23 protein-coding genes, 1 pseudogene and 1 other annotated feature are annotated in these 26,850 nt (G+C 40.1%); of the genes and pseudogenes, 3 read left to right on the forward strand and 21 right to left on the reverse strand.

The genetic code is table 11. The features are described from left to right. Positions 1–266: 266 nt before the first annotated feature. The 3 genes and pseudogenes from M594_RS06185 (at position 267) to M594_RS06190 (ending at position 3,487) form a co-directional block, all read left to right on the forward strand. On the forward strand, positions 267–2,555 hold the full coding sequence (locus tag M594_RS06185) for a Xaa-Pro dipeptidyl-peptidase (protein ID WP_173876252.1): 2,289 nt from the start codon (positions 267–269) through the stop codon (positions 2,553–2,555). 137 nt (positions 2,556–2,692) lie between these two features. After that, positions 2,693–3,020, forward strand: a pseudogene (locus M594_RS10240) (Xaa-Pro dipeptidyl-peptidase); the annotation flags it as partial. Further along, positions 3,017–3,487, forward strand: a complete 471-nt coding sequence (locus tag M594_RS06190) for an arginine repressor (protein ID WP_173876253.1) — start codon at positions 3,017–3,019, stop codon at positions 3,485–3,487. The pseudogene M594_RS10240 and the gene M594_RS06190, both read left to right, overlap by 4 nt. Before the next feature lie 43 nt (positions 3,488–3,530). Here M594_RS06190 and M594_RS06195 read toward each other — a convergent pair whose 3' ends face one another. The 21 genes from M594_RS06195 to rnr form a co-directional block, all read right to left on the reverse strand. Continuing rightward, on the reverse strand, positions 3,531–3,689 hold the full coding sequence (locus M594_RS06195) for a hypothetical protein (RefSeq protein WP_001808548.1): 159 nt from the start codon (positions 3,687–3,689) through the stop codon (positions 3,531–3,533). Between the two features lie 9 nt (positions 3,690–3,698). Continuing rightward, the gene (gene obgE, locus M594_RS06200; RefSeq protein WP_000061642.1) at positions 3,699–5,009 is read right to left on the reverse strand and encodes a GTPase ObgE; all 1,311 of its coding nucleotides are present in this window, start codon (positions 5,007–5,009) and stop codon (positions 3,699–3,701) included. 77 nt (positions 5,010–5,086) lie between these two features. Further along, positions 5,087–5,221 carry a DUF4044 domain-containing protein gene (locus tag M594_RS06205; protein ID WP_084865070.1) on the reverse strand — a complete coding sequence of 45 codons (135 nt, stop codon included), beginning with the start codon at positions 5,219–5,221 and terminating at the stop codon, positions 5,087–5,089. A 26-nt stretch (positions 5,222–5,247) separates the two neighbouring features. Beyond that, positions 5,248–5,439: a PspC domain-containing protein gene (locus M594_RS06210; RefSeq protein ID WP_173876254.1), complete on the reverse strand. Its 192-nt coding sequence runs from the start codon at positions 5,437–5,439 to the stop codon at positions 5,248–5,250. A 14-nt stretch (positions 5,440–5,453) separates the two neighbouring features. Next, positions 5,454–6,779 (reverse strand): glycosyltransferase family 4 protein, encoded by a 1,326-nt coding sequence (locus tag M594_RS06215; protein WP_173876255.1) that lies wholly within the window; start codon positions 6,777–6,779, stop codon positions 5,454–5,456. A gap of 15 nt (positions 6,780–6,794) precedes the next feature. Then, positions 6,795–7,838, reverse strand: coding sequence for an alpha-galactosylglucosyldiacylglycerol synthase (gene cpoA, locus M594_RS06220; protein WP_225306618.1), 1,044 nt, complete (start codon positions 7,836–7,838; stop codon positions 6,795–6,797). Between the two features lie 115 nt (positions 7,839–7,953). Beyond that, positions 7,954–8,283 carry a metal-sulfur cluster assembly factor gene (locus tag M594_RS06225; RefSeq protein ID WP_000331929.1) on the reverse strand — a complete coding sequence of 110 codons (330 nt, stop codon included), beginning with the start codon at positions 8,281–8,283 and terminating at the stop codon, positions 7,954–7,956. 13 nt (positions 8,284–8,296) lie between these two features. Beyond that, entirely contained in the window at positions 8,297–9,406 is a 1,110-nt protein-coding gene (gene rpoD, locus M594_RS06230) for an RNA polymerase sigma factor RpoD (RefSeq protein WP_000201903.1), read from the reverse strand. 2 nt (positions 9,407–9,408) lie between these two features. Beyond that, on the reverse strand, positions 9,409–11,169 hold the full coding sequence (gene dnaG / locus M594_RS06235) for a DNA primase (protein WP_217423019.1): 1,761 nt from the start codon (positions 11,167–11,169) through the stop codon (positions 9,409–9,411). Positions 11,170–11,365: 196 nt separating this feature from the next. Continuing rightward, complete coding sequence (locus M594_RS06240; RefSeq protein WP_173876258.1) at positions 11,366–12,124, reverse strand: ABC transporter ATP-binding protein; 759 nt, start codon at positions 12,122–12,124, stop codon at positions 11,366–11,368. After that, positions 12,121–12,987: an ABC transporter permease gene (locus M594_RS06245; RefSeq protein WP_173876259.1), complete on the reverse strand. Its 867-nt coding sequence runs from the start codon at positions 12,985–12,987 to the stop codon at positions 12,121–12,123. Before M594_RS06245 ends, M594_RS06240 begins: the two co-directional genes overlap by 4 nt. Positions 12,988–13,062: 75 nt before the next feature. Next, the gene (trpX, locus tag M594_RS06250) at positions 13,063–14,058 is read right to left on the reverse strand and encodes a tryptophan ABC transporter substrate-binding protein (RefSeq protein ID WP_173876260.1); all 996 of its coding nucleotides are present in this window, start codon (positions 14,056–14,058) and stop codon (positions 13,063–13,065) included. A gap of 112 nt (positions 14,059–14,170) precedes the next feature. After that, positions 14,171–14,388 (reverse strand) — a binding site (T-box leader). A 96-nt stretch (positions 14,389–14,484) separates the two neighbouring features. Further along, positions 14,485–17,181 carry a phosphoenolpyruvate carboxylase gene (ppc, locus tag M594_RS06255; RefSeq protein WP_078228389.1) on the reverse strand — a complete coding sequence of 899 codons (2,697 nt, stop codon included), beginning with the start codon at positions 17,179–17,181 and terminating at the stop codon, positions 14,485–14,487. A gap of 24 nt (positions 17,182–17,205) precedes the next feature. Next, the gene (ftsW, locus tag M594_RS06260; RefSeq protein ID WP_173876261.1) at positions 17,206–18,429 is read right to left on the reverse strand and encodes a cell division peptidoglycan polymerase FtsW; all 1,224 of its coding nucleotides are present in this window, start codon (positions 18,427–18,429) and stop codon (positions 17,206–17,208) included. Positions 18,430–18,589: 160 nt separating this feature from the next. Next, positions 18,590–19,528: a peptidylprolyl isomerase PrsA gene (prsA, locus tag M594_RS06265; protein WP_004254642.1), complete on the reverse strand. Its 939-nt coding sequence runs from the start codon at positions 19,526–19,528 to the stop codon at positions 18,590–18,592. Positions 19,529–19,594: 66 nt separating this feature from the next. Further along, complete coding sequence (locus tag M594_RS06270; protein ID WP_173876262.1) at positions 19,595–20,308, reverse strand: O-methyltransferase; 714 nt, start codon at positions 20,306–20,308, stop codon at positions 19,595–19,597. Between the two features lies 1 nt (position 20,309). Next, positions 20,310–22,112: an oligoendopeptidase F gene (gene pepF / locus M594_RS06275; RefSeq protein ID WP_000244089.1), complete on the reverse strand. Its 1,803-nt coding sequence runs from the start codon at positions 22,110–22,112 to the stop codon at positions 20,310–20,312. Positions 22,113–22,130: 18 nt separating this feature from the next. Further along, a complete protein-coding gene (locus M594_RS06280; RefSeq protein ID WP_000495920.1) occupies positions 22,131–23,084 on the reverse strand; it encodes a competence protein CoiA in 954 nt (317 codons plus the stop codon). 72 nt (positions 23,085–23,156) lie between these two features. Then, positions 23,157–24,017 carry an SAM-dependent methyltransferase TehB gene (gene tehB, locus M594_RS06285; protein WP_173876263.1) on the reverse strand — a complete coding sequence of 287 codons (861 nt, stop codon included), beginning with the start codon at positions 24,015–24,017 and terminating at the stop codon, positions 23,157–23,159. A gap of 14 nt (positions 24,018–24,031) precedes the next feature. Further along, entirely contained in the window at positions 24,032–24,499 is a 468-nt protein-coding gene (gene smpB / locus M594_RS06290) for an SsrA-binding protein SmpB (RefSeq protein ID WP_001051750.1), read from the reverse strand. After that, positions 24,462–26,816 carry a ribonuclease R gene (gene rnr / locus M594_RS06295; protein ID WP_173876264.1) on the reverse strand — a complete coding sequence of 785 codons (2,355 nt, stop codon included), beginning with the start codon at positions 26,814–26,816 and terminating at the stop codon, positions 24,462–24,464. Before rnr ends, smpB begins: the two co-directional genes overlap by 38 nt. Positions 26,817–26,850 lie beyond the last annotated feature (34 nt).

Below are 26,850 nucleotides of genomic sequence, written 5' to 3' on the forward strand. Positions count from 1 at the left end.
TAACTTATTTTTATATTATTATGTTTTAAATAACAATTCAAAACATTTTTATACTATATAAAGAATAATAAAACAAACATATATATTTTTTTGTGATTTAGAAATCTTTAAACATGAGTATATTTTGTATTTTATTTACTGTAAATTATCATAAGTAACAGTGAATCTATACTCTATTTTTAAATTTATTTCATTAGGGTTTATTTATTCCATTTTTCCCATTTTTTTGATATAATAAATTTAGTGTTTTTTCAAAGGAGAATACTATGCATTTTAATCAATTCAGCTATCTAGCATTTTCTAGTTCGCAATTGTTAAATGAATTGGAAAAGCTAGGGCTAAATCTATCACCACATCTGCCTTCAAAAAAGCAGTTTGAACACTTCATTCGTTGGAGTTTTTTTACTTACTCCAATACTGACTATGCTCTATCTACAATCTCGATAGATAAGGACACTGACTTTCTGACTTTTTGTCAGTCAGACAAAGAACTGACTGCAGATATTTTCTATACTGTAGTCTTTCAGCTCTTAGGTTTTTCTTATTTGATTGACTTTGAAGACAGTGATGTTTTTCGTAAAGAGACTGGTTTTCCTATAGTATATGGTGACTTGATTAAAAATCTCTATCAGTTACTCAATACTCGCACTAAAAAGGGGAACACTCTTATCGACCAACTTATCAGTGACGGTCTTATTCCGGAGGATAATGACTACCACTACTTTAACGGTAAGAGTTTGTCTACTTTTTCTAGTCATGATGTCATTCGTGAAGTTGTTTACGTTGAGACTCGTGTCGATACTGACCGAAAAGGGCTACCAGACTTAGTCAAGGTCAGCATTATTCGTCCTCGTTATGACGGGCAAATCCCTGCTATCATGACAGCCAGTCCCTATCATCAAGGAACAAATGATAAAGCTAGCGATAAAGCTCTTTACAAGATGGAGGGCAATCTCGAGGTTAAACCTGCTCATAAGATTGAGCTAGAGGAGCCTCAACTAAATCTTGTCCAACCTCATGGCCAAGCTGAACTTGTGTCAGAAGCTGAGGAAAAGCTAACGCACATCAACGCTAGCTATACTCTCAACGACTACTTCCTTCCACGAGGTTTTGCTAATCTATATGTTTCAGGTGTTGGTACCAAAGACTCTACAGGTTTCATGACTAATGGAGACTACCAGCAAATCGAAGCTTATAAAAATGTCATCGATTGGCTTAATGGTCGTTGCCGTGCCTTCACTGACCACACGCGCCAGCGTCAAGTCAAGGCTGACTGGTCAAACGGAAAAGTTGCCACAACGGGACTTTCCTATCTAGGTACTATGTCCAATGGTTTAGCAACTACAGGTGTCGATGGTTTAGAAGTTATCATTGCCGAGGCTGGCATTTCTTCATGGTACAACTACTACCGTGAAAACGGTCTGGTAACTAGCCCAGGTGGTTATCCAGGTGAGGACTTTGACTCTCTTGCTGAACTAACCTACTCTCGTAATCTCTTGGCTGGCGACTATATTCGTAGTAACGAAGCTCACCAAGCTGATTTGGAAAAGGTAAAAGAGCAACTGGATCGCAAATCTGGCGACTACAATCAGTTTTGGCATGACCGCAATTATCTGCTCAATGCCCATCAAGTAAAGGCTGAGGTTGTCTTTACCCACGGGTCTCAGGATTGGAATGTCAAACCACTTCATGTTTACCAGATGTTCCATGCTCTACCTGCTCATATCAATAAGCATCTCTTTTTCCATAATGGTGCCCATGTTTACATGAACAACTGGCAATCCATTGACTTCCGTGAATCCATGAATGCCTTATTGACTAAGAAATTATTGGGACAGGAAACGGAATACCAACTTCCTACTGTTATCTGGCAGGACAATACAGCTCCTCAGGCTTGGTTATCACTTGATAATTTCGGTAATCAAGAAAACTTTGAAACCTTCTCGCTTGGTCAAGAAGAACAGGTCATTCAAAACCAGTATTCAGATAAGGATTTTGATCGTTATGGTAAGACCTACCAAACCTTCAATACAGAACTCTATCAAGGGAAAGCCAATCAAATCACCATTGACCTTCCTGTAACCAAAGCTCTTCACTTGAACGGTCGAGCTCAACTCAAGCTTCGTATCAAATCCAGCACAAACAAGGGTCTTTTATCTGCTCAACTACTGGAACATGGTCAAAAGAAATACCTACAACCTTATCCAGCTGTTTTAAGTGCTAGAACCATTGACAACGGTCGCTACCACATGTTGGAAAATCTCTGTGAATTACCATTTAGACCAAATGCACAACGAGTCGTGACAAAAGGCTATCTCAATTTACAAAATAGAAATGATTTACTGTTAGTAGAGGATATTACTGCAGATGAATGGATGGATATCCAGTTTGAACTGCAACCGACTATTTACAAGTTAAAAGAAGGAGACACTCTCCGTTTAGTCCTCTATACTACTGACTTTGAAATCACCATACGTGACAACACCGCTTACCACCTAACTGTTGATCTTGAACAGTCTACTCTTATCCTACCTTGTCAAAAGGTAGAATACTAGACTTTCAATATGGAAGATTTCCACTTGAACAGTTGAAACAAACATAAAATTGGTATCAAATTCAATCCCTATATAAGCTTATGATAAGTCTACACGGGAGCTAGGACAAAAGATACTAAGACCCTAACCAACATGTGTACTCATTAATAATACTCGCTACCACACTACTGTTGGAAAATCTCTGTGAATTAACATTAATCGTAAATTCACAACAAATCGTGACAAAAGGCTACCCTAATTGAATGATTTACTGTTAGTAGAGGACACCAATCTAGATAAACAGATAGATACCCAATTCATCTACACTCAACTAGTGACAAGTTAAAAGAAGGAGATTTTCTCCATATAGTTCTTTATACTACTGACTTTGAAATCATCATACGTGACAATACCGCTTACCACCCGACTGACGATCTCAATCAGTCCACGCTTTCTGTACCTTGTACAAGGAGTAATATTTTATGAACAAATCCGAACACCGACACCAACTCATACGAGCTCTTGTAACGAAAAACAAAATCCATACTCAAGCTGAGCTACAAGCTCTTCTTGCCGATAATGATATTCAAGTTACACAAGCTACACTTTCGAGAGATATTAAAAGTATGAACCTCTCAAAAGTACGAGAAGAAGACAACTCTTACTACGTGCTCAATACAGGTTCTATCTCAAAATGGGAAAAACGCCTCGAAATTTACATGGAAGATGCTCTTGTCTTGATGCGCCCCGTTCAACATCAAGTCCTACTAAAAACCCTTCCTGGACTTGCTCAATCCTTTGGTTCTATCATTGATGCTTTGAGCTTCCCCGACGCTATCGCTACCCTCTGTGGTGATGATGTCTGCCTTGTCATCTGTGAGGATGCGGATGCTGCCCAAAATTGTTTTGAAGAACTGAAAAAATTCGCCCCTCCATTTTTCTTTGAAGAATAACAAAATTCCGTGTCTGATGAGGCACGGAATTTTGTTATATTCTTTACTGAGATGGATTTTCTTTTTTGGTTCGTGCCAATCTCAGAGCACGATTTGGATTGAGACGATTAAATAGTTCTTCCAATTTCTTTTCATTCCAAACATCTGCGGCGGAAACGAAATTCCCATCCGCATCTCGGAAAGATATCGGTTTATCTCCCATACCAGTCTCCTAATCTACAAATTCAAACTCAAATTTACCAATTCGGACCAAATCACCATCTTTAGCTCCACGCGCACGAAGGGCTTCATCAACCCCCATACCACGAAGCTGACGAGCAAATTTCATGACCGATTCGTCACGATCAAAGTTGGTCATATTAAAGAGTTTCATGAGTTTTTCACCAGAAAGCACCCATGTCGCATCGTCATCACGACTAATTTCAAAGGCTTTTTCTTCCTCATCAAATCCATAGTAAGCTTCTTCTTCCATATCTGACTCGTCGTAGAGCAAGAATTCTGGTGTCTTGTCTAACAATTCAGCTGTAGCATCCAAGAGCGTTGCCAGACCTTGCTTGGTCAATCCAGAAATTGGGAAAATAGCTGGTAACTCTTCAAATTCATCATAGTTTTCAGCCAATTTTTTCTTGAATTCTTCAAGATTTTCCTGACTTTCAGGCATATCCATCTTATTGGCTACAATAATCTGTGGACGCTCCATGAGTCGAAGATTGTATGACTCTAGCTCTTTATTAATGGCAAGATAATCCTCATAAGGATCACGGCCTTCGCTAGCTGACATATCAATGATGTGAAGGATGACACGTGTACGCTCGATATGGCGGAGGAACTGGGTTCCCAAACCAACACCTTGACTAGCACCTTCAATCAAACCTGGTAAATCAGCTACTGCAAATGATTCTCCTGATTGGGTACGAACCATTCCTAGATTTGGCACAATAGTTGTAAAATGGTAGGCACCGATTTTTGGTTTAGCAGATGTGATAACACTTAAAAGTGTTGATTTCCCTACAGATGGGAAACCTACTAAACCGACATCCGCAAGGATTTTAAGTTCCAATTGTAACTCACGTTCCTGACCTGGTTCTCCATTTTCAGAGATTTCAGGTGCAGGATTTTTCGGTGTCGCAAAGCGGATATTTCCACGTCCACCGCGACCTCCGTGGGCAACGATAAATTCTTGACCATGTTCAATCAAATCTGTCAAGACCTTGCCAGTCTCCGCATCACGAACTGTCGTACCTTGTGGCACTCGAACTCTGAGATCCTCAGCACCACGTCCATGCATCCCTTTGGTCATTCCTTTTTCACCAGAATCAGCCTTAAAATGGCGATTGTAGCGGAAATCCATCAAAGTACGTAACCCTTCATCTACAACAAAGACTACATTACCTCCACGACCACCATCACCACCCCAAGGACCACCATTAGGGACATATTTTTCACGGCGAAAGGCAACCATACCATCGCCGCCATTACCAGCCTTGACCTTAATCTTGGCTGTATCTAAAAACATACTCATTTTCTCTTCTCACTTTAAAAAAGGGCTGGGAAATACCCCAGTCAATAAATGTGCTCTAGTAGAAATTAGATTAAAACTTAAAACCTACTAAAAGCACCAAGCGCTGTGGCAAAAATCCCTGCCAAAGTTACAAACAACATTATTAGCACAACAATCAGTGTTAATTTTTCAAACATTGTTTTTTTACGTTTTCCATTATCTCCAAATGCCATTATTTTCTCCTTTTACTTTAATTTTTCTAATATTCTGTTGAAACTGGTGCAATTATCCATAAAATAATATAAGCTACAATTCCTGCCCCATAAAAAAATGCAAGAACACCCCATATTACACGAACAATAGTCGGATCAATATCAAAATAATTTGCGACCCCAGCACATACTCCAGCAATTTTTTGATCACTACCACTTCTCATCAATTGTTTTTTCATAGCTATTCCTCTTTCTATTCTTCATGGTCTTTCCAATAATCTCTTATGCTGATTAACTGTGTTTTTGAAGCTTTCAGCATGCGTCTAGAGCCTTTTACGGGCACAGCAACCACCTGTTGTGGTAAATACAAAACTGTCTTAAAGATACGCTGACTGACCGTATCATCTTTGGCTAAATCTTTCTGGAAATTATTTGAAATAATAGCATCCAGATAGAATTCATGCACCCGTTTTCCAAAATTCTCAGCTGAAATCTCATATAATTTCTCTGATAAGGTATGCTCATCCATATCTGGCGTTGCAATCAGAGCTTCTAAAATAGCTCCAGCCAAATCATGTTCACCGTAATACAAGGTTCCAAACATTTTATCACTGATCAGATTGTCCAGATAGGGATTTCCATGTGCAATGACAGGCGTCCCACTAGCCAAACTTTCCAAGTATGTCAAACCTTGCGTTTCACTTGTCGATGCCGAGATGAAGAAATCAGCCGCCTTATAGTAAAGAGCGGTCTCACTAGGAGCAATCATCCCTGTAAAGACAACAGAGTCTTGAATCTCTAGTTTCTGGGCTTGCTCTTTGAGGTCATTCAGATAAGGGCCATCCCCGGCAACTACCAGTTTAACCTTGTCTTCTTCTTTCAGAACATCCGCAAAGGCTGCAAGTACTGCTTGAATATTTTTTTCATAGGAAATTCTGGAAAGACTAAGCAACATCTTTTCATCATCTTGAATCCCTAGTTTACTACGCAGTTCTGTCAAATTTTCCTGCTCTATTTCCGGACGCTCAAACTTAGCTAATTCAATCCCAGTAGGAATGACCCGCTTTTCAACCTTGACCTTATAGTCAGATAGCAAGTCACGAACAATCTCACTCGGACAAATAACCCCATCCACGTCATGAAGAAAACCTCTGACCAGATACTTGACCATACTAGGACGAATCAACATCCCCTTGGCAATATAATGCACATAGTCTTCGTACTGGGTGTGATAGGTATGAATAACGGGAATTTTCAGTTCACGCGCAATCCAAATCCCCAACAAGCCTAGAGAAAATTCTGTCTGAGTATGGATAATATCTAGCTGATACTGTTTGGCAATTTCAAGCGCCTTGCTAAAACCTCGATAGGCAAAGCGGCGATCCTTAAAAGCAAAGAAAGGAACACTTGGAATGCGGATAATTTGCCAATCTTCATAACGATTGACATCCTTATCAGTCGTCGTAAATATAAAAACAGTATGCCCCTGCTTTTCAAGTTCTGTTTTCAAGGTTCGAATACTGGTTGCAACACCAGAAACCTGAGGAAAATAGGTATCTGTAAATAAACCAATTCGCATAGATTACCTCACTTTTTACTTTCTCCCTAAAGCGGCTTGTTTCTCATAAAAGTCTAACCAGATTTGTAACAGATGCTCTTCTGAATACTCTCTGGAAATATTCTTAGCTTTTTCTTTCAAATCTTTTAAAGCAGCAGGATTCGCTTGATATTCCAGAATAGCTTCTTTCATCTCTTCTCTGTCTGCTGTAGCCCGATAATCTCCCTCCAAAATTACCTTATAAAGATCTAAATCACGCAACATAATCGGAGCTTCACAACTGGCAGCCTCTAAAATCGTCATCGGAAAGAGCTCATTATAACTAGGAAGCAAGAAAAGATTCGCTAGGGCATACAATTCTCGCATCCGCTCTGGCGATACAATACCTGGAAAAATCAAATTTTTAGGTGGATTCTCCATGATTTTCTTGTAACGTTCATAACCATCTGTCATACCACCAAAAGAGAAACCACCTGCCCAGATAAAGGTAATTTGCGGCAATTCCTCAGCCAGACGGATAAAATCGTCAATCCCTTTGCGTTTCTGAACTTGACCAGCACCTACTACGATAAACTGATTGTCACTAAGACCTAGCTCTGTACGCAGTCTCGCTACCTCTTCTTGCGGAAGAGGATGCCATTTTTCCTTGTTTACAAAGTTAGGAATATAGGTCACTTTTTCACGTGGAATACCAGCTGCCACCAAATCCTCGATAAACATAGGATTGACCACCACCAAATGCTCCATCCGGTTGTAAAAAGAAAATACATAGCGTTTCACAATTCCCTTTAAGAAAAATGGAATTTTTAAACTCCCCTCAAGTGTATCAGGCAAGAAGTGCACATAGCCAATTTTCCTTCCTGAGCGTTTCTTTTGGAAGGTTGATAAATAATAGGGTAAATCAATTGTATGAAAGTGAGTCACATCTGCCTCGATTGGAAGATTTTCTGTAACAATCAATTGGTCCTTGGCATCACGGTGAAGAAGACGAACTAATTCACGGTAGGCACCTGAAACTCCTTGTCCTGCTACTTTCTCACTTGAACTCAACATATTGATTCGTAATTTCTTTTTTTCCATAACTACTATTATATCATTTTCTTGGAATAAAATCAGCAAAAGAAAGGAGAGACTAGAGGAAAAGAGGGGGAAATTTCCTCGCTTTTCCAATAATCTCTCACATGTTTTTATAGGTTTACTTAATGCCTAGGGCAATGCGTGCATAGCGACTCATTTTTTCAACAGTCCAGGCTGGATACCAGACTAATTTAACCTCAGTATCCGTTACTTCTGGCACCTCTGTCATGGCATCATAAATCTGATCCGTCAAAAGATCTGCCAAGGGACAACCCATAGTTGTCAAAGTCATATCAATCTCTGTTTGTCCTGTGTCGCCGTCAAAACGAATCTCATAGATCAAACCAAGATTGACAATATCGATTCCCAACTCAGGGTCGATGACTTCTTCTAAGGCTGTTAAAATCCGTGTTTTGATATTTTCAATTTGCTCTTCTGTATAAGCCATATTTTCCTCACTCTTAGTCTTCAATAAAATCACGAAGCGGTTTGCTACGACTTGGTTGGCGTAGTTTTCTCAAAGCCTTTGCTTCAATCTGACGGATACGCTCGCGAGTCACGTTAAAGACTTTACCCACATCTTCAAGGGTACGCATTTTACCATCATCTAGTCCGAAGCGCAAGCGCAAGACGTTTTCTTCACGGTCTGTAAGAGTATCCAAGACCTCATCCAACTGCTCACGCAAGACGATACGAGTTGTATAGTCCACTGGATTTTCAATCACTTCATCTTCGATAAAGTCTCCAAGGTGGCTATCATCCTCTTCACCGATTGGAGTTTCAAGGGATACCGGTTCTTGAGCAATCTTCAAGATTTCACGAACCTTGTCAGGGGTCATATCCATTCGTTCAGCGATTTGTTCTGGTGTTGGATCTTGTCCCAATTCTTGAAGGAGATTACGCTGTTCACGAACCAATTTATTGATAGTTTCAACCATATGAACTGGGATACGGATGGTACGAGCTTGATCCGCAATAGCACGAGTGATAGCCTGACGAATCCACCAAGTTGCGTAAGTTGAAAACTTGAACCCTTTAGAATAATCAAACTTGTCAACCGCCTTCATCAAGCCCATATTTCCTTCTTGAATCAAGTCAAGGAACTGCATACCACGGCCGACATAACGTTTAGCAATAGAAACAACCAAACGAAGGTTGGCTTCCGCAAGACGTTGTTTAGCTTCGATGTCACCCGCTTCAACAGCCAGCGCCAATTCTTTTTCCTCTTCATTGGTCAAGAGAGGAACGACTCCGATTTCTTTCAAGTACATACGGACAGGGTCATTAACCTTAGCCGAAGTTGAACCAATCAAATCCTCATCACTGAGTTCTGGCTCTTCTTCAGTGCTAAGAACACGCGCACTCGGATTTCCTTCGTTATCTGTGATAGAAATCCCTGCATCCTGAATTCGTTGCAAGAGATCTTCAATCCCATCAGCATCCAAGGTAAAAGGAATCACTAGACTTGCATTAATTTCATCATCAGTTGCTGTACCTTTTTGTTTATGATTACGGATAAATTCTGCTACTTGTACGTCAAATGTTGTTACTTCTTTTTGTTTTGTTGCCATTATTACTCCATTCTTCTCTTTTGGGAAATTAAACGTTCCAATTCTTCTAAGGCTCTGTCGGTATCTCCTACATGGCTCGCTTCCTGCACTTTCTTTTTAATCCTTAAATTGTCCTTACTGAGGAGGGCACGGTTTCGAGATTCTTCCACTTCCACTAGTTCCTGAGGTAAGATTTCAGATGGTAAATCAAGAGCAAGCACTTGATACCAGGCAGTTTCAACTTCAGGTGACTGATGGGAGAGGTCCTCTGATCCGATTTTTCCCTGCTCACTTAATAATTCGTAAAGAATCTGAAATTCTGGGGTATCAAAGAAAAAATCATCTCGCAAACGATAATCATTCAAAACAACTGGATTCTCAGCCATCCTATAAAGGAGATGAGCTTCTGCTCTCATAACTGCTGTCAGTTGCCGCGTAACAGGTAAACTGATCGCTACTGGTGCAGGACGCTCCTTGACCCTCTCCTGCCTTTGGAAAATCCGACTTTCATTTACAATCTGTTCCACCTGCTGATAATCAAAGGAAGGCAGGTTGTCCGCCAGAATGTGGATGTAAGAATTTTGGGCAGTGATAGACTTTTCTTTGGCGATTAAGGGTGCAATCTTTTCAATGAACTCAATTTGCGCCTGCAAGTTATCGCTATTTTCCGGCTTAAGTTGGTGAATATAAAATTCTATGGGACTAATCCGAGTCTTGGTTAAGAGATAAGCCAGGTCTTCAGCAGAATTCTTTTGTAAATACTCATCTGGGTCCATGGAATCAGGTACTCGAACAACTTCCACTGAGAAATCTTTTAATTCCTCCAACGCTTTTGCTGTTGCTGCATGCCCTGCCTTATCACCATCGTAGCTGAGGACAATCTTTTTAGTAAAGTGTTTGAGATGGTCAACATGTTCCTTGCTCAGAGCCGTTCCCATGGAAGCTACAGCATTCTCTATACCAGCACGGTAGGCGGCGATAACATCCATAAAACCTTCCATCAAGTAGAGTTCTGGGATTTTCCCAGTTCCTTTTTTAGCCTTGTCCAAATGATACAATTCATAACTCTTGTTAAAAATTGAAGTTGAGCGACTATTTTTATACTTGGCAGTCTGATTATCTGTTTCTTTCCAGATACGACCTGAAAAGGCAATGACCTGCCCCTTATCATTGGTCAAAGGAAAGATGATACGTCCGAAAAAAGTATCATGAAACTGATTACCGTCTGACAAGTAAAACAAGCCCGAATCCAGTAAATCCTTTTCCTCAAACTTATCAGCCAAACGTTGATAGAGATAGGTTCTCTCAGCTGGAGCCAACCCAATCTGGAAGTGCCTTAGAACTTCGTCTGTCAACCCTCGCTTATATAGATAAGCCCTTGCTTCTTCTCCCATCTTGGTCGTCATGAGAATTGCATGGTAAAATCGTGCAGCTTCTTCATGCATATCATATAGAGCCTGATGAGGGGAAACCTGTTGAGGACGAGACGGGACAGGCATCGTTAATTGAATACCGACACGCTCTCCTAAGAGCTGAACGGCTTCCATGAAGGATACACCTTGGTATTCTTCGATGAACTTAAAAACATCTCCTGAGCGCCCACAACCAAAACAGTGATAAAACTGCTTGTCTTCCACAACGTTGAAAGAAGGAGTCTTTTCACCATGAAAAGGACAGAGCCCTAAATAGTTCCGTCCAGCCTTCTGCAAAGAAATCACATCACCTATGACTTCCACAATGTTGGCATTGTTTTTGATTTCTTCAATGACTTGTTTGTCAACCATACACAATACCTCCATCTTATCATGGTTTCACGTAAACTAGTATAGCTTATTTCTGAAAAAAAGTAAACCATTTCATACGCTTTCCGTAATTCTCTTTGTCTTATTTTTCTAGATAGAAAAGAAGGTTAAAAAACTCAGAAACACTTTAATGCTTCTAAGTTTTTCTTCTCTATTTTTTAATGAAAATAAAGTTCATCTATTCAAATAATTGATAGTAGTCTGAGATTTTCATCTTAGATTTTTCTTCATTATTGAGGTCTTGAATTATACGACCTTCCTTCATGACAATCAGACGATTACCATATTTGAGAGCATCTTCCATATGATGAGTAATCATAAGAGCTGTCAACTGATCTTTCTTGACAAATTCATCTGTCAATTCCATGAGGGCAACACTGGTCTTTGGATCAAGGGCTGCAGTATGCTCGTCTAACAAGAGTAATTCAGGTCGCTTCAAGGTTGCCATCAAGAGACTCAAGGCCTGTCTTTGCCCACCTGATAAGAACTCAATTGGCGTATTCAAGTGTTTCTCAAGACCATTTCCTACTTTTTCAATGGTTGCCTGAAATTCATCCTTATAGCTAGTCAAGCGTCGTGGTAGCAATCCACGCTTTTCGCCACGAAACTTGGCAATCAGGAGATTCTCTGCAACCGTCATACGAGGAGCTGTCCCCATCTTGGGATCTTGGAAGACTCGAGACAGATACTTGGCTCTCTTCTCTGGTGAAAACTTGGTAACATCTTCACCTAAAATACGGATAGTTCCACTGGTTAGTGATAAGGTTCCTGCAATAGTGTTAAAGAGGGTTGATTTACCAGCACCATTTCCACCTAAAATCGTGATAAAGTCCTGTTCAAAGATTTCTAAGGAAACATCATTTAAAATAATCTTTTCTTCATCAAAGCCATTTTTAACAATTTTGGTTGCATTTTTTAATTCTACAATTGCTGTCATTTGCTTAACTTGGCTCCTTTCAAGATTGTTTGCTTAAATGTTGGAATCATGAGGCAGACTGCCAAAATCACGGCACTGTATAAACGAAGGTAACTTGTATTAAAGCCAAGAGCGATAACCGCCCACACTAAGAATTGATAAGCGATAGACCCGACAACGATGGTAACCAGACGTTCTGCCAAGCTCAAACTCTTGAAAATAACTTCCCCAATAATCAAACTTGCAAGACCTACAACGATAACCCCAATTCCTCGCGATACATCGGCATAACCTTCTTGCTGGGCAATGAGAGCTCCTGCAAGGGCAATCACACCATTTGATAAGACCAATCCCATGAGCTCCATGCGTCCAGTATGAATCCCGAAACTTCTAGCCATATCAGGATTGTCACCTGTAGCAATATAGGCTTGTCCGAGTTTAGTGTCCAAGAAAAAGAGCATGAGAGCAATAACAAGACTGACAAAGATAAGACCTGTCAAGAGTTGGTTCAAGTCTGAATCAAAAGGGAAAACATCCTGAATTTGCTTAGTTCCAAGCAGGCCTAAATTCGCACGTCCCATAATCAAGAGCATGATAGAGTGACAGGAAGTCATCACCAAAATCCCTGAGAGCAAGGTTGGGATCTTCCCTTTTGTATAAAGAAGTCCTGCTGCCATTCCAGCCAAACAACCTGCTCCTACAGCAACAAGAGTCGCTAAAAATGGGTTCACGCCTTTGGTTATCAAAGTGACAGCAACAGCTCCCCCAAGAGGGAAGGAACCTTCTGTCGTCATATCTGGAAAGTTCAAAATCCTAAATGTCATAAAGATTCCCAGACCTAAAATAGCCCAGACAAATCCTTGAGAAATAATAGATAGTATCATCTGTTTCTTAACCTTTTCTATACGATTTCTATTGTAAAAAATCGGAGGAGATGTCCCCAACTCCTCCATTGTAGATTATTCAATCACTTGTCCTGCTTCTTTTAGAACAGATTCAGGAATCGTAATACCTAGCTCTTGTGCCAATTTTTTATTGATAACTGATTTACCAGTTGAAAAGACATTGACTGGAGTATCAGCTGGTTTTGCACCTTTCAAGACTTGCGCAATCATTTTACCTGTTGCCACACCAAGGTCGTGTTGGTCAACTACAACTGATGCCAAGCCACCTGCTTCTACCATGGCAGTTGCGCTTGGGTAGATTGGTTTTTTAGCTGATTGGTTGCTTGATACAACTGTTGAAAAGGCAGATGCAATTGTGTTATCGATTGGAACCCAGATAGCATCAACCTTGCTAGTCATAACGTTAACTGTTGAAGCAATTTCATTTGTTGAAGGAACAGCAAATGTTTCTACAGTCAAACCTGCTTTTTCAGCATAAGCCTTAAATTCTTCTACCTGTGTTTTTGAATTGTCTTCGCTGCTTGAGTAAAGGGCTCCGATTGTTTTCACATTTGGTGTCAAAGCTTTGATGAGTTCAACTTGTTGTTGAGCTGGGTTGTGGTCAGATACCCCTGTAATGTTGCCACCTGGTTTTTTCAAATCTTTGACCAAGTTCGCTCCGATTGGGTCTGTAATAGCAGCCATGATAACCGGTAGTTCTTTTGTGGCACTAGCCAAACCTTGAGCAGCTGGTGTTGCGATACCAACAACCAAGTCATTCCCATCTGCAACCAATTGTTTACTCATTGTTGCAACCTTACTTTGGTCGCCTTCTGAGTTCATAAAGTCAATCTTCAACTGATCATCTTTATAATCTTCTTCTGCAAGTCCATCTTGAATTCCTTTATAAATCAAGTCAAGAGAGGGATGACTCACAAACTGAAGGACACCAACTTTGGCAACTTTCTTTTCATTTTTAGCTTCTGGTTTATTCATTGAAGAGTAAATCAAGCTTCCTGCTACTAAGACTGCTAATGCAGCAATAATTCCAATTAAACGTTTATTTTTCATTCTATTTCTCCTTTTTATTTCCTTTAAAATACTTCACTTATCTCAACAAGCGACGCCAGCGTCTTCTTTCCATACTAACCTCCATCAAAAAAGTCCTCACACAAAAAACTTGTGTGAGGACGTCGATGCGCGGTACCACCTCAATTATAGGGAATTTCCCTATCGCTCTGTCTCGCAATAACGAGATGCACTGTAAGGTGTGCTCACCGAATTTTTATGATTTCAAATTCTAAATAACATTCAGCCCAATTTTCATCATCATCACTTATCTGTTTTCAGCTACCACAGACTCTCTAAAAAGTTTATATGATTACTTTTCTGAATGGTTAAATTATATCATTTTTCAACTACTTGTCAAGACTCTTTTACCATTTTTTTGAAATAACCAAAAACTTCCCCTATAGAAAAGAGGAAGTTTGAAAGACATCAGCCCGAATTACGCAATCCTGTCGCAATTCCGTTGATGGTTGTATGGATTAATTTTTCTTGATCGCTTGATAATTCTCCTCGGCGTTGACGTTTAATCAACTCCAACTGGATATAGTTGAGAATATTAAAGTAAGGCATACGATAATCCAAACTTGCTTTTAGATATGGATTTTCAGCCAAGAGTTCATCGTAACCTTCGATAGCCAAGATGACTTCCTTGGTGACTTGCCATTCATTTAGAATAGTCTCATAGATTGCTTTGACTTCTTCATCCTCACACAGTTTGGCATATTCAAAAGCAATATTCATATTTGATTTTGACAAGACCATGTCGACATTTGAAAGAAGCGATTGGAAGAAAGGCCAATTTTGGTACATATCTCGTAAGATAGCAATATTCTCTGGATTTTTATCGATAAATTCCTTGAAGCTTGAACCAACTCCATACCATCCAGGGAACATGACGCGACTTTGCGACCATGAGAATACCCAAGGGATAGCTCGCAAACCACCGATTTCAGTAATAGTCTTACGAGCGGCTGGACGAGAACCAATATTAAAGCTTGAAATAGCCTTGATTGGACTTGACTCGAAGAAATAATCATAGAAATGATCATTACCAAAGACCAAATCACGGTAGATATCGTAACTACGGTCCACCACTTGGTCCATAATAGCTTCGTAACGATTTGAGGTGTTGGTATCGCTCTTCTTCTGAGTAATCATACGGTTAATGGCCGCCGAAACCAACATTTCAAGGTTATAGTAAGCTGCGTCTTTGTTACCATATTTATTGCCAATTACTTCACCCTGCTCCGTCAAGCGGATACGATCCTTAATGGACTTGAGAGGTTGAGAGGTGATGGCTTCATAGGTTGGTCCACCACCACGACCGACAGTCCCACCACGGCCGTGGAAGAAGGTAACCTTAACGCCAAATTCATCTCCAATAGCAGTCAATTGTTGTTGAGCCTTGTAGAGGGTCCAACATGATGAAAGGTAACCACCATCTTTATTACTATCAGAGTAACCAAGCATGATTTCTTGGTAGTTATTACGTGAAGCAATCCATTTCTTAGCAAGAGGAAGAGAAAGGTATTCTCTCATAGTTTCTTCTGAGTGGTCCAAGTCCTCAATTGTTTCAAAGAGAGGAACAATTTGGACACGGGCTCTTTCTTTATCAACTAACCCTACTTCTTTTAGCAAGATAGCCAATTCCAGCATGTCTGATACGCTGGTTGCATGTGAAATGATGGTCTGACGAATGACATCATCTCCCAACTTATCTTTCAACTTACGAGCTGCCTTAAAGATTGCTAATTCTTTTTCAAGTAATTCTGATTTTTCAACATGAGTGGCAGAAAGAATACGTGGATCTTCTTCCAATTCTTTCAAGAGAAGCTGGCATTTTTCTTCTTCACTTAGTTCACTATAATGAGAATGAATACCTGCTGATTTCAAGAGTTCAGCTACACAGGCTTCGTGAACACTAGAATCTTGACGCATGTCAATAGATGCCAAATAGAAACCAAAAATTTCAACTGCCTGGATCAACTCAACAAAATCACCAGAAATCAGTGCTTCACCCTTATTTTCCAAGAGGGAATCACGAATAGTAATTAAATCCTTATAAAAATCATTAGCTGTTTCATAGCGAGCTCCAACTTCCTTATCTTCAATCAGATAGGTTTTTGTTGCTTGGATTTTTGATTGAATATCAAACAAGGCACGACGATACAGCTCTTTTTCACGATAAATAGAGTTGTCCTTGGATTGACGAGCCATTTCTCTAACTTGCTTGCTTACATTGACAATACTGGTTGAGAGAGAGAATTCACGATAAAGTTGGTAAATCTTTTCATCATAGTAGTTCATGATGACTTCACACTGAGTCATAGCAGATTGTTTCAAGGTATCTGCTGTAACAAATGGATTACCATCACGGTCTCCACCAATCCACATACCCATGGTAATTGGTTTAGGATGTTTCAACTCCAAGCCATGTTTTTTAGCCAGACGCTTGTACTCAGCAGTCAAATGAGGAACTGCCTTCAGGAATGAACTATTGTAGTATTCCATAACATTCGTGATTTCATTGGTTACTTTCAATTTCTTTTCACGAATCATATCTGTCTGCATGATAATCTCAATGTAACGACGGAGATCATTATGCCATTTTTCCTTATTAATCAAGCCTAATTTCACATCACGATACTTACGCAAGAGGGTGTGGATATGGTTGGTCAAATCCAACATACTCTTACGTTGCACTTGTGTTGGATGGGCTGTCAAAACAGGGACAACATTCAAGTGTTCAAGAATTTCAACCGCATTTTCTTTTTCAGCAACCATTTTGATTGTTGCTGATAATTTCCCAAGATAATCTTGATCGATATTATTTTGGTGGTTGATTTCATAAGCCAAATCCACGTCTTCTGAAATATTAATCAAGAGGGGCAAGATAGAGAAATAGCGTGAAATATAAGCCATTTCATCATTTGACAGACTAGTAACCAATTGGTTCAAGCCTTGATAATCTTCTTGAGTTGACAATTCTTTCAACTGCATGATTTTTTCAAAAGTCTCTGGTGCAAGCATATTTTTAGTGATATCTTCTAACAATTCTGTTAAAATCAATACTTCTTCTTGCACGACAGCTTTATTACTATAGTTTTCTAATTTTTGAAGAGACATAGGTCATCCTTTCCACTATCAACTCTACATATAGTTTGATGAGTGAGCTTCTAACTCCTCATATAATTGGGCACGTTTTTCACTTGCATCAATATTTAAGACAAAGGCGATGGCTACAGACAAGACTAGGAGACTGTTCCCCCCTTGTGATAGGAAGGGGAAGGTTACTCCTGTCGAAGGAATAATGCCCGAAATTCCGCCAATATTAACAAATACCTGTACCAGCATCATCCCCCCAACCCCAATCGCCATCATGGAATTAAAGGGATTCTTAGCACGAATACCGACTAGGATAATCCGCAAAATCAGGAAAAAGACAAGGGCTAAAATCAAGCTGGCTCCCACAAATCCAAACTCTTCAATGACAATTGAAAATACAAAGTCTGTATGAGCCTCTGGTAAATAACCACGTTTTTCGATTGAATTTCCTAATCCTAGACCAAACCAACCACCATTTACCATGGCAAAGTAGGAATTTGCAAGTTGGTGGCCTGCTCCTGCCAAATCAGCAAAGGGATTAAAGTAGGCACTGAAACGCTTAGCAACGTAACCAAATACTGGAACTTTTGAAAACTTATCAACCCCAATCATAGAAATAGCTGATAAGGATAGGGCTGAAACTCCAAACAATACACCGATAAAGACTATAAACCAACGATGAGCAATCCCACTAACTGTATACATAATCAAGGCGACCAGCGCTAGGATAGTCGCATTCCCCAAATCTGGGAAAATAGCCAAACTTCCTATCATTACCAAGAGGACAAAACGCCAATCATTAAAAGCTCGAGGAATCCATTGATTTTGAGTTAAAACTTGAAAATCGTAAATACCAATTTCATCCTGTTGTTTTGAAAAACGTTGGGCCAAGTACCAGATGATGATAATCTTCAAATACTCCGCTGGCTGAATGGTCAAAGGTCCTACTGAAATCCAACCATAGGCTCCATTGACTGGCGTACCAATTAAGCGAGCCAGAGCTAAGAGAATCAGCTCAACAAACATAACAATAAATAAAAGTCGTTCTTTTCTTAAAAAATTCAGTTTCAGCTTATATATCAAGACAATCAATATTAAACTAAATATCCAAAACATTCCCTGACTTCGAACCAATTGGAGGGCACTTTTACCTTCTTCAATAAGAATGGCACTGGTTGTAGAATAGACTACAATCAAACCCAAAATAGATAAAAGTAAGTAAGGAACTAGAATAGAATAGTTTAACAGGTGCCTCTTACTAATCTTCATAGTATCACCAATCTAATGAGAACAAAAGAAATTATTCCCAAATTCCGTTTATTTTCTAGTTTTGATTGCTATTATACCATTTTTTCCGAAAGAAAAAAACTCTTACCCTTAAGATAGAAGATTTTCTCATAAGAAAAAGAGCACTTGGCTCTTTTCTGTTTTATTCTTTTGAAGAACTGCTTGAGCTTGAATCTCCACCACCGATGTATTGAGTGAAGATATTTTGGAAGGCTTGATCTTTAACCTTGATATTGGCTGCTTGCAATTCTTTTCCGATAATACTTTGAACAAATGATGCGTCGTTTTGTTTTTGAGTTAAGATAACAGTTTTTAATTTTTCTTTGTAATCGTCAATATTAGATGATTTTTCTGTTTTCTTAATCAGTTTAACAATGTAATATTGACTGCTGTAGGCTTGTGTTCCAGTAACGCTAATCACATCAGAAACACCGTTTACATCTAAAGCAAAAGCAGCTTTTTTAACTTGTTCTGGTACTTCTGTTGAAGCAGAATCAAAAGTGATTTCTCCACCATTCGCTTTAGTTTTCTCATCTGTTGAATTATCTTTGGCTAATTGAGCAAAGTCTGCATCACTAGCTTTAGCTTTTTCAAGAATTTCTTTAGCTTTGTCTTCATTGTCCAAACGGATAATTTGAGCAGTCACATCAGGAGTGTATTCGTCAAAGGCCTTCTTGTAAGCATCATCTGTCAATTCAGCTTCTGCTGCTTTCTTAACTGCCAACTCAACCAATTTACTTGTACGAATTTGAGCTTTACGTGTTTCAAGAGTCATTCCTGCTTGCGATAAGACACGTTGGTAGTTCTCACCATATTGTTTCTCTTCTTCGGCAATAGTATCGTTGACTTCTTTGTCATCTACTTCTGAGCCATATTGCTTCTCAAATACTTTTTGGATGGTCATGTTCAACAATACTTGTTGAGCTGAAGGATTGCTTTTCACTTGCTCATAAAATTGATGTTCTGTGATGACATCCCCTTTCATGCTGATAAGATCTGCCCCTTCTGAACCTTTCGAACAAGCTGCTAAAGTTGCTACTGATAATAGTGTAATGGCACCTGCCAATAGTTTTTTCTTCATGTCTACTCCTTTGAGATAAGTGTTACCCTATCTATTTTACTATATTTTCTTAAATTTTTCTGAAAATCATTCGCTGTCAGGCAATTGAACATCTGCTACATTTTTACGAAGCATGAGAATGCCATCTCCCAGAGGTACTAGTGTTGCGGTGAGTCCTGGATTGTCTAAGGTTGCATCAAATAGTCTTTGAAGTCCTCTGTAAATAGTTCGCTGACCACGACGGACTTCCATAATATCCTTAGCAACATCACCACCTTGGAAAATATCATCCAAGACAACCACACCTCCAACGTCCAAATGTTTGAGGATTTCTGGCAGAAAGACGATATATTTAGACTTGGCTGAATCCATAAAGACAAAATCATAGGACTCTGTCAAGGTAGATAAGACATCTACCGCATCTCCTTCTAAGAGCGTAATTTGCTTGCGACTGTCAAACTGGGCGAAATTATCCTTGGCAAAACCAATCATTTCTGGATTGCGGTCAATGGTTGTAATCTTGGCCTTTGGAGCATGTTTCGCCATTAAAAGAGCTGAAAAACCGATAGCCGTCCCAATTTCCAGAATGTTTTTAGGTTGCATGGTTTCCATGAGAAAACGGAAATAAGCAACCGTTTCATGGGGAATAATGGGAATATTTTCCTTGCGGGCAAAGTCTTCCAATTCTTTCAAGGAACCTGTGACTTGCTTTTGACGCTGACGCATCAAGTCCACAATTTCTTCCTTGACAACAGGACGACGCATGTTATGGTTGGCATTCTTACTATATGATTCAACCATCTTATGCCATTCCCAATTTTTCAACAAGTGCTTCAAACTCATTTAAACGACGTTCAAAGACTGCAAAGGCATCGTTGAGGTAGTCTTCCTTCTCCATATCAACTCCAGCTTTTCTCATGACATTAAGTGGATAGTCAGACTTACCTGCCTTGAGATAGTCGATATAGCGGTCACGGTCTTCTTGATTACCATGGACAATCTTTTCAGCCAAGGCTGAGGCTGCTGCAAAGCCAGTTGAATATTGGTATACATAGTAGTTATAGTAGAAGTGTGGAATGCGAGCCCACTCGTATTGGATTTCAGGATTGTCTTCCTTACTCAAACCATAATACTCTTGGTTCAAGTCTGCGTAGAGTTTATTTAGGAAATCACTTGTCAAGACTTCTCCATTTTGGTCCGCTTGGTGGATAGCGTGTTCAAACTCAGCAAATTGAGTTTGACGGAAAACTGTCCCACGGAAACCATCTAGGAAGTTATTGAGAATAGCAAAGCGCGTTGCATCATCTTCCACTTCTTCCAATAATTTCTCCGTCAAGATATTTTCATTGGTAGTTGATGCAATCTCAGCCAAGAAGATAGAATAATCTCCGTAAACATAAGGCTGCGTTTCACGAGTATAGCTTGAATGCATACTGTGACCTGTTTCATGAACAAGGGTAAAGAGATTGTCTAAATTGTCCTGCCAATTAAGTAGCATAAAGGCATTGGTATCGTAAGAACCACCAGAGTAAGCACCTGAACGCTTGCCTTGGTTTTCGTAAACATCAATCCAACGCTCGCTGAAGGCACGTTTGACACGGCTCAAGTAATCCTCACCCAAGACTGCCAAGGCATCTTCTGCCTTTTTCAAGGCTTCTCGGTAGGTAAAACTGTATTCAACAGAAGAAAGTGGTGTGTAGACATCGTACATCTTGAGGTCTGAAATTCCCAGGATTTTTGAACGAAGGTTAAGATAGCGATGCAAGAGTGGCAAATGCTTGCGAACTGCTGCTACCAAATTGTCATAAACACTCTCTGGAACAAAATTGGCTGCTAGGGCTGCATGACGAGCGCTCTTGTAGTTGCGAACTTTGGCACGGTAGTTTTGCACCTTAACATTGGTTTGCAAGGTTTTGGCATAGGTGTGTTGGAATTGTTGATAAGTCGCATAAAGGGCTTGATAGGCACCACGACGAACCTCACGATTTTTAGACTCCATCAAACGTGTGTAAGTCCCATGAGATAGCTGAACTTCCTTACCATCATCGTCAAGAACATAAGGGAACACAATATCCGCATTGTCCAAGATAGCGAAGGTTTCACTTGCCGAACCAAAGATTTCCCCAGCTCCAGCCAATAATTCTTCTTCGCGTTGTGAAAGAACGTGATCCTTGCCTTGCAAAAGCTTGTCAAAATAGTGTTGATAAACCTGCAATTTTGGCTGAGCTTCTAAAAAGTCAGCATACTGCTCTTCACTAATCTCCATAAATTCAGGTTCATAGAATGAAAAGGCTTGGTCTAGCTGGCTATAGAGAGTCATGGCCTTGGCATAGTACTCTTGGTACTTGGCTTCACGTGTGTCTTGGTCATTCTTCATATGAGCATAAACGTAAAGCTTCTCCATTTGGCGTTCCATTTCAAGAGAAAATTCAGTAATTTCGAGTAGACTATCCGCACTATCCAGGAGATGGCCTTCATACTGGGCTACTGTCTCCAATTGTTCTGTTATATCTTTTAAGGCTTCTTCCCAAGCCTGGTCAGTTGGGTAGATCGTTGATAGATCCCATGTATCTTTTTCATTTATTTCATGTCTTTGTAATACCATTAGATTCCTCCATCCTTTCTATTCTACCATATTTTTTAAGAAATATTGCTGATAAAAGGCTGGTGGATAGAGCATTTGCCAATCATTTTGAGGATTTTCTTGATAATAGGTTTGAAAATACAGATAATAGCGAATCAAATCTTGCTCAATTTGGCAAAAATTACCTACTAGTGGTCGAATTTGTGGATACCATTCTTTTAGCCCATAAGTCAGGAGATTTTCTCCCTTTTTATAGGCTTCTGCTTGTTCTTTCATCCAAATGGGATTTTGATAGTACAGTTGTTGCCGGATATAACGACAGATGTCCTTGTCCTGAGAAACTGTAAAATGAGATATTTTTTGTTTCTTATAGGGAAAACGTAATATCTCCAGTAAACTACCGTGACCATAGGGAAATTCCTTAATCTGATAATGGAGTTTACCTCGGAGATCTTGGTGAATCAGGTATTTGAGTCTTAAAACTTGTTTTTCACTGTCTAATTCCCAAACATAAAAGCCCATGTTTTGACTGAAATAGAGAAAACCTTGTTGTAGACGAGTCAAACGCTCCTTGAGCCACAGTTTTTTTCCCAGCAACCACAGTACTTGGTAACCCTGACTACGATAGCCCTCGCTACGCTCTTTAAGAACTTTTTGAGGCAAGGGACTACATTGAACCTCTAAAGCTAGATTGCCATTTACAAATACATCCGCAATCTGTTTAAGCTCTGGAAGCAGGTATTCTAATTGCACCTCGGCCTCTTTTTTCAACCAGTGATAAAGGACTTCCTTATTTTCCAGATGTTCTGGACTTTCATTTTCAGAGGAAAAATCACAGTCTTTTAAGGTTTTGTGGGCAAAATGGATCCGGACACTTGGTCCTTGACGCAAACGGAGCTGACCTCCACAAGCTGGGCAGGTGTATGCTTGCTTCTCAAGCTTATCCTCTAACACATTTACCAATTCTCCCCTAGAATCTCTCGCAACAAACATGATTTCCCTCCTTTTCTATATTATTCGTAAAAAAGAAAAAAGATCAGGAAAATTCCTAATCTTCATTCATGTTTATTTGATTTTCTTAGCTAGCATGGTCGCAAAGCGTAGTTGAATACGATTGCCATTCTCATCGCGACGGTGAAGATGGCCAGGATTTTCATTGTACTTAACCAATTCCCAGTCCTTGTAATAGTCTGCCAATTCTCCTTCTTTAAATGTGAATGGGAAGTTCACAGAGCAAGGATAATCCTCCGTGTCCATAGCACAAACGATAAGATTGTAACCACCAACACTGGTTTTCTCCTGCATATTTTGAATAATAGCTGGAATACGGTCTGCTTGCAAAAACATGAGAACAACTGTTGAAATGATAAAATCATACGCTTGCCCAATACTAGCTGAATTGATATCGTATAGACCAACAGGCATGTCCAAATCTTCCTGCTCCACAATGCTTTGTAAGATTTCAAGGGCCAATTCATTTTGATCTACAGCTGTCACATCAAAACCATTCTGTGCAAGAAAGAGAGAGTTACGGCCCTGACCACAGCCCAAATCCAAGGCTTTACCTGGTTTTACTGTCTGCATTGCCTCTAGGACCTCTGAATGAACAGGATTGGTATTGTATTTCTTAGGAAAATAATCCTCAGGTTTACAATAAAATTCCAAGTACCATTCTACATCGTCTGTTACAGCCTCCACTCGGTGCCAGGCTTGTGGTTGCGCCATTGGATTGTCAGCCCCTGCTTCAAATAGGTGTTCAGCTAGAACCTCACCATCCTCTGTCAATTCAATAAACTTGAGAGTTCCTTTTAAAACAGTAATCTTGCCCCAAGTCCCAACCTTGGTATTGTGCTTTTGCTGAACAGCCTCTGGCATGGTTTCTTTAGTCCACAAAGGCATGCGTTTATAGGCAACTAGTTTTTCCATCTTCATTCCTCTTTTTATCGCTGATTAACAGCTTTCATAACACGCGCGATGTCGCGGTTTTGCTCACGTCGTTTGATAGACTCCCGTTTATCGTAGTCATGCTTCCCTTTAGCTAGGCCTAAAAGGAGCTTGGCATAGCCATCTTTGATATAGACTTTAAGGGGAACCAGGGTCATTCCTGTTCCTTTAGTCTCTTGTTCCAATTTTTGAATTTGCTTTTTATGGAGTAAGAGTTTTCGACGACGTTCTGGTTCTTGGTTCCAGATATTGCCCTCTTCGTAAGGAGCGATATGAACATTGCTCAGCCATACCTCCCCATTTTTTACTTGGGCAAAGCCATCCTTGAGATTGATTCGAGCTGCTCGTACACTCTTGATTTCAGTTCCAGTCAGGACCATCCCTGCCTCTAGCGTATCTACGATTGTATAGTCGTGGCGCGCCTTTTTATTTTGTGCGACGACCTTTCCCTCGCCCTTTGCCATGCTTAGCTCCTTTCTTAGCTACTTCCTTATAAAAAGGATTCTTTCCTTTTTTCTTCTTGTCTTTTTGTGAATGCTTGCGCTTATCATTTGAGCGTCCTGATTTTCTCTTATCTTCCTTCTTATCTGAACGACGACTTGAACCACGCCCCCTGTCACTGCGATTAGACTGTTTTAAGCCTTTTTCAATCACATCAAACTCACTTGGGATATATGAGAAGTCAATTTCACCCGTCATCTTGTCGGCTCTTTCAACTCGGATACGAATCTGTTGCCCTACACGGAAGGTTGTTCCTGATTTTTCTCCACGAAGAGTCAAATCACGTTCGTTGAAATGATAAAATTCAGGTAAATTAGTGATGTGAATCAAGCCTTCAACTGTGTTTGGCAATTCGACAAAGAGACCAAACTTGACAATGCTGGACACAACCGCATCGTACTCTTCACCCACGTATTCTTCCATGTACTCAGCCTTTTTCATGGCTTCGACTTCACGCTCGGCCTCGATAGCTCGACGCTCACGGTTGGAAGACTGGGTCGCAATCTCTGGAATCACTTGTTCAAAATGCTCTGCTATTTCCTTAGAACGGCCGTAATCACGAATCATACGATGAACAAGAAGGTCTGGATAACGACGAATCGGACTGGTAAAGTGAGTGTAATAGTCAGCTGCTAATCCATAGTGGCCGTGATTGTGCTCCGAATAGCGAGCCTGCTGCATAGAGCGTAGAAGCATCATGGATAATACATCTGCATAAGGTTCTCCCTCAACAGCACTCATGATGTCTTGGAGAGCCTCCTGGCTAATCTCACTAGCAGTCCCATAAATGCGCAAGCCAAAGCTTGAAGCATAATCAATAAACTTCTGAACTTTTTCAGCCTTAGGCTCCTCGTGAATTCGATAGATAAAAGGCAAATCCAACTTGCTGAAATGTTCGGCAACTGTTTCATTGGCCATCAACATGAAGGACTCAATCATGCGCTCGGCAACACCACGCTGACGAAGAACGATATCAACAGGCTTACCTTGTTTATCCACTAAAATCTTAGCTTCATTGGTATCAAAATTGAGGGCTCCACGTTTCACACGCATATTTTCTAAAGTTTCATGAAGCTTGGCCATGAGTTCGATACTAGGGACAATTTTCTGATATTCTTGTCTCTTTTCCTTGTCTCCAGCTAGGATATCATTGACATCACTGTAGGTCATCCTGAAGCTAGTCTTGATAACCGTTTGTGTGATGGTGTAGTTGACTACACGACCATGTTTATCAATCTCCATAATGGCAGACTGGGTCAGGCGATCAACTTGAGGATTGAGGGAGCAAATGCCATTTGACAGTCGTTCTGGAAGCATTGGGACCACACGGTCTGTCACATAGACAGAAGTTGCGCGGTTAAGAGCTTCCTTATCAAGGGCAGAACCCTCAGTAACATAATAGGAAACATCTGCTATGTGAACTCCGAGTTCGATATTGCCATTTTTCAGAGCCTTGATATGCACAGCATCGTCCAAGTCTTTAGCGTCAGCACCATCAATGGTAAAGGTAATCTCATCTCTCAGATCCAGACGACCCTCCATATCCTTTTGAGACGGAACATCAGGCACACTTTCTGCTTCCTTGACAACAGCTTCTGGAAACTCGGATACAATGTCCATTGATTCCAAGACCTCAAGAACATCAATTCCGACATCCGTTGAATGCCCCACCACATCGAGGACACTCGCGACAAAGAAATCATGTTTCTTGCTTGGGTATTTATCGATAAAGACCTTGAGAACTTCGGTTCCCTCGAGTTTAAGGGCTGGTTTCTTAACATAGATCAGTTGGCTGATTTTCTGATTTTTTGAACGAATATAGCCAGCATACTTAGGCTTTTCCTGATCTAGAACGATTTGACCGACAGCGGTTGTCAAACTGTGTTCTAGGATATCGATAATTTTGGCTTCAGCAGCAGTTCCCTTGTTACGGTCAGCGACTTTCTTGATGACGACCTCAACGGTATCACCATCAATAGCATAGTTGACATCGTTTTTTCCTACAAAAAGGTCGTCCTCTTCGCCTTCTAAGCTGACAAAACCAAAGCCATTTTTATGGGCATGAAAAATCCCCTTGAGAGTAATCTCATGTTTTTTCTTGACTTCCAAAGTCAAAGTTCCATCTTCTTCAAAGCGTATCTGGTGCTTTCTTTCCATTAGGGACAAGGTTTTAATCAACTCACGAAAATCCTTGGAACCGTCTTTTTCCAAAGCCTGAGCCAAGTCATTGACAGTTACCTTTCCCTTATCTTGTAAATATTCTTTTATTCTGTCTTTCATATTTTCTTTCTAGATTTTTTATTTTCTTTTACTG

This window comes from Streptococcus mitis, from assembly GCF_013305725.1.
Taxonomy (GTDB): Bacteria; Bacillota; Bacilli; order Lactobacillales; family Streptococcaceae; genus Streptococcus; species Streptococcus mitis_BO.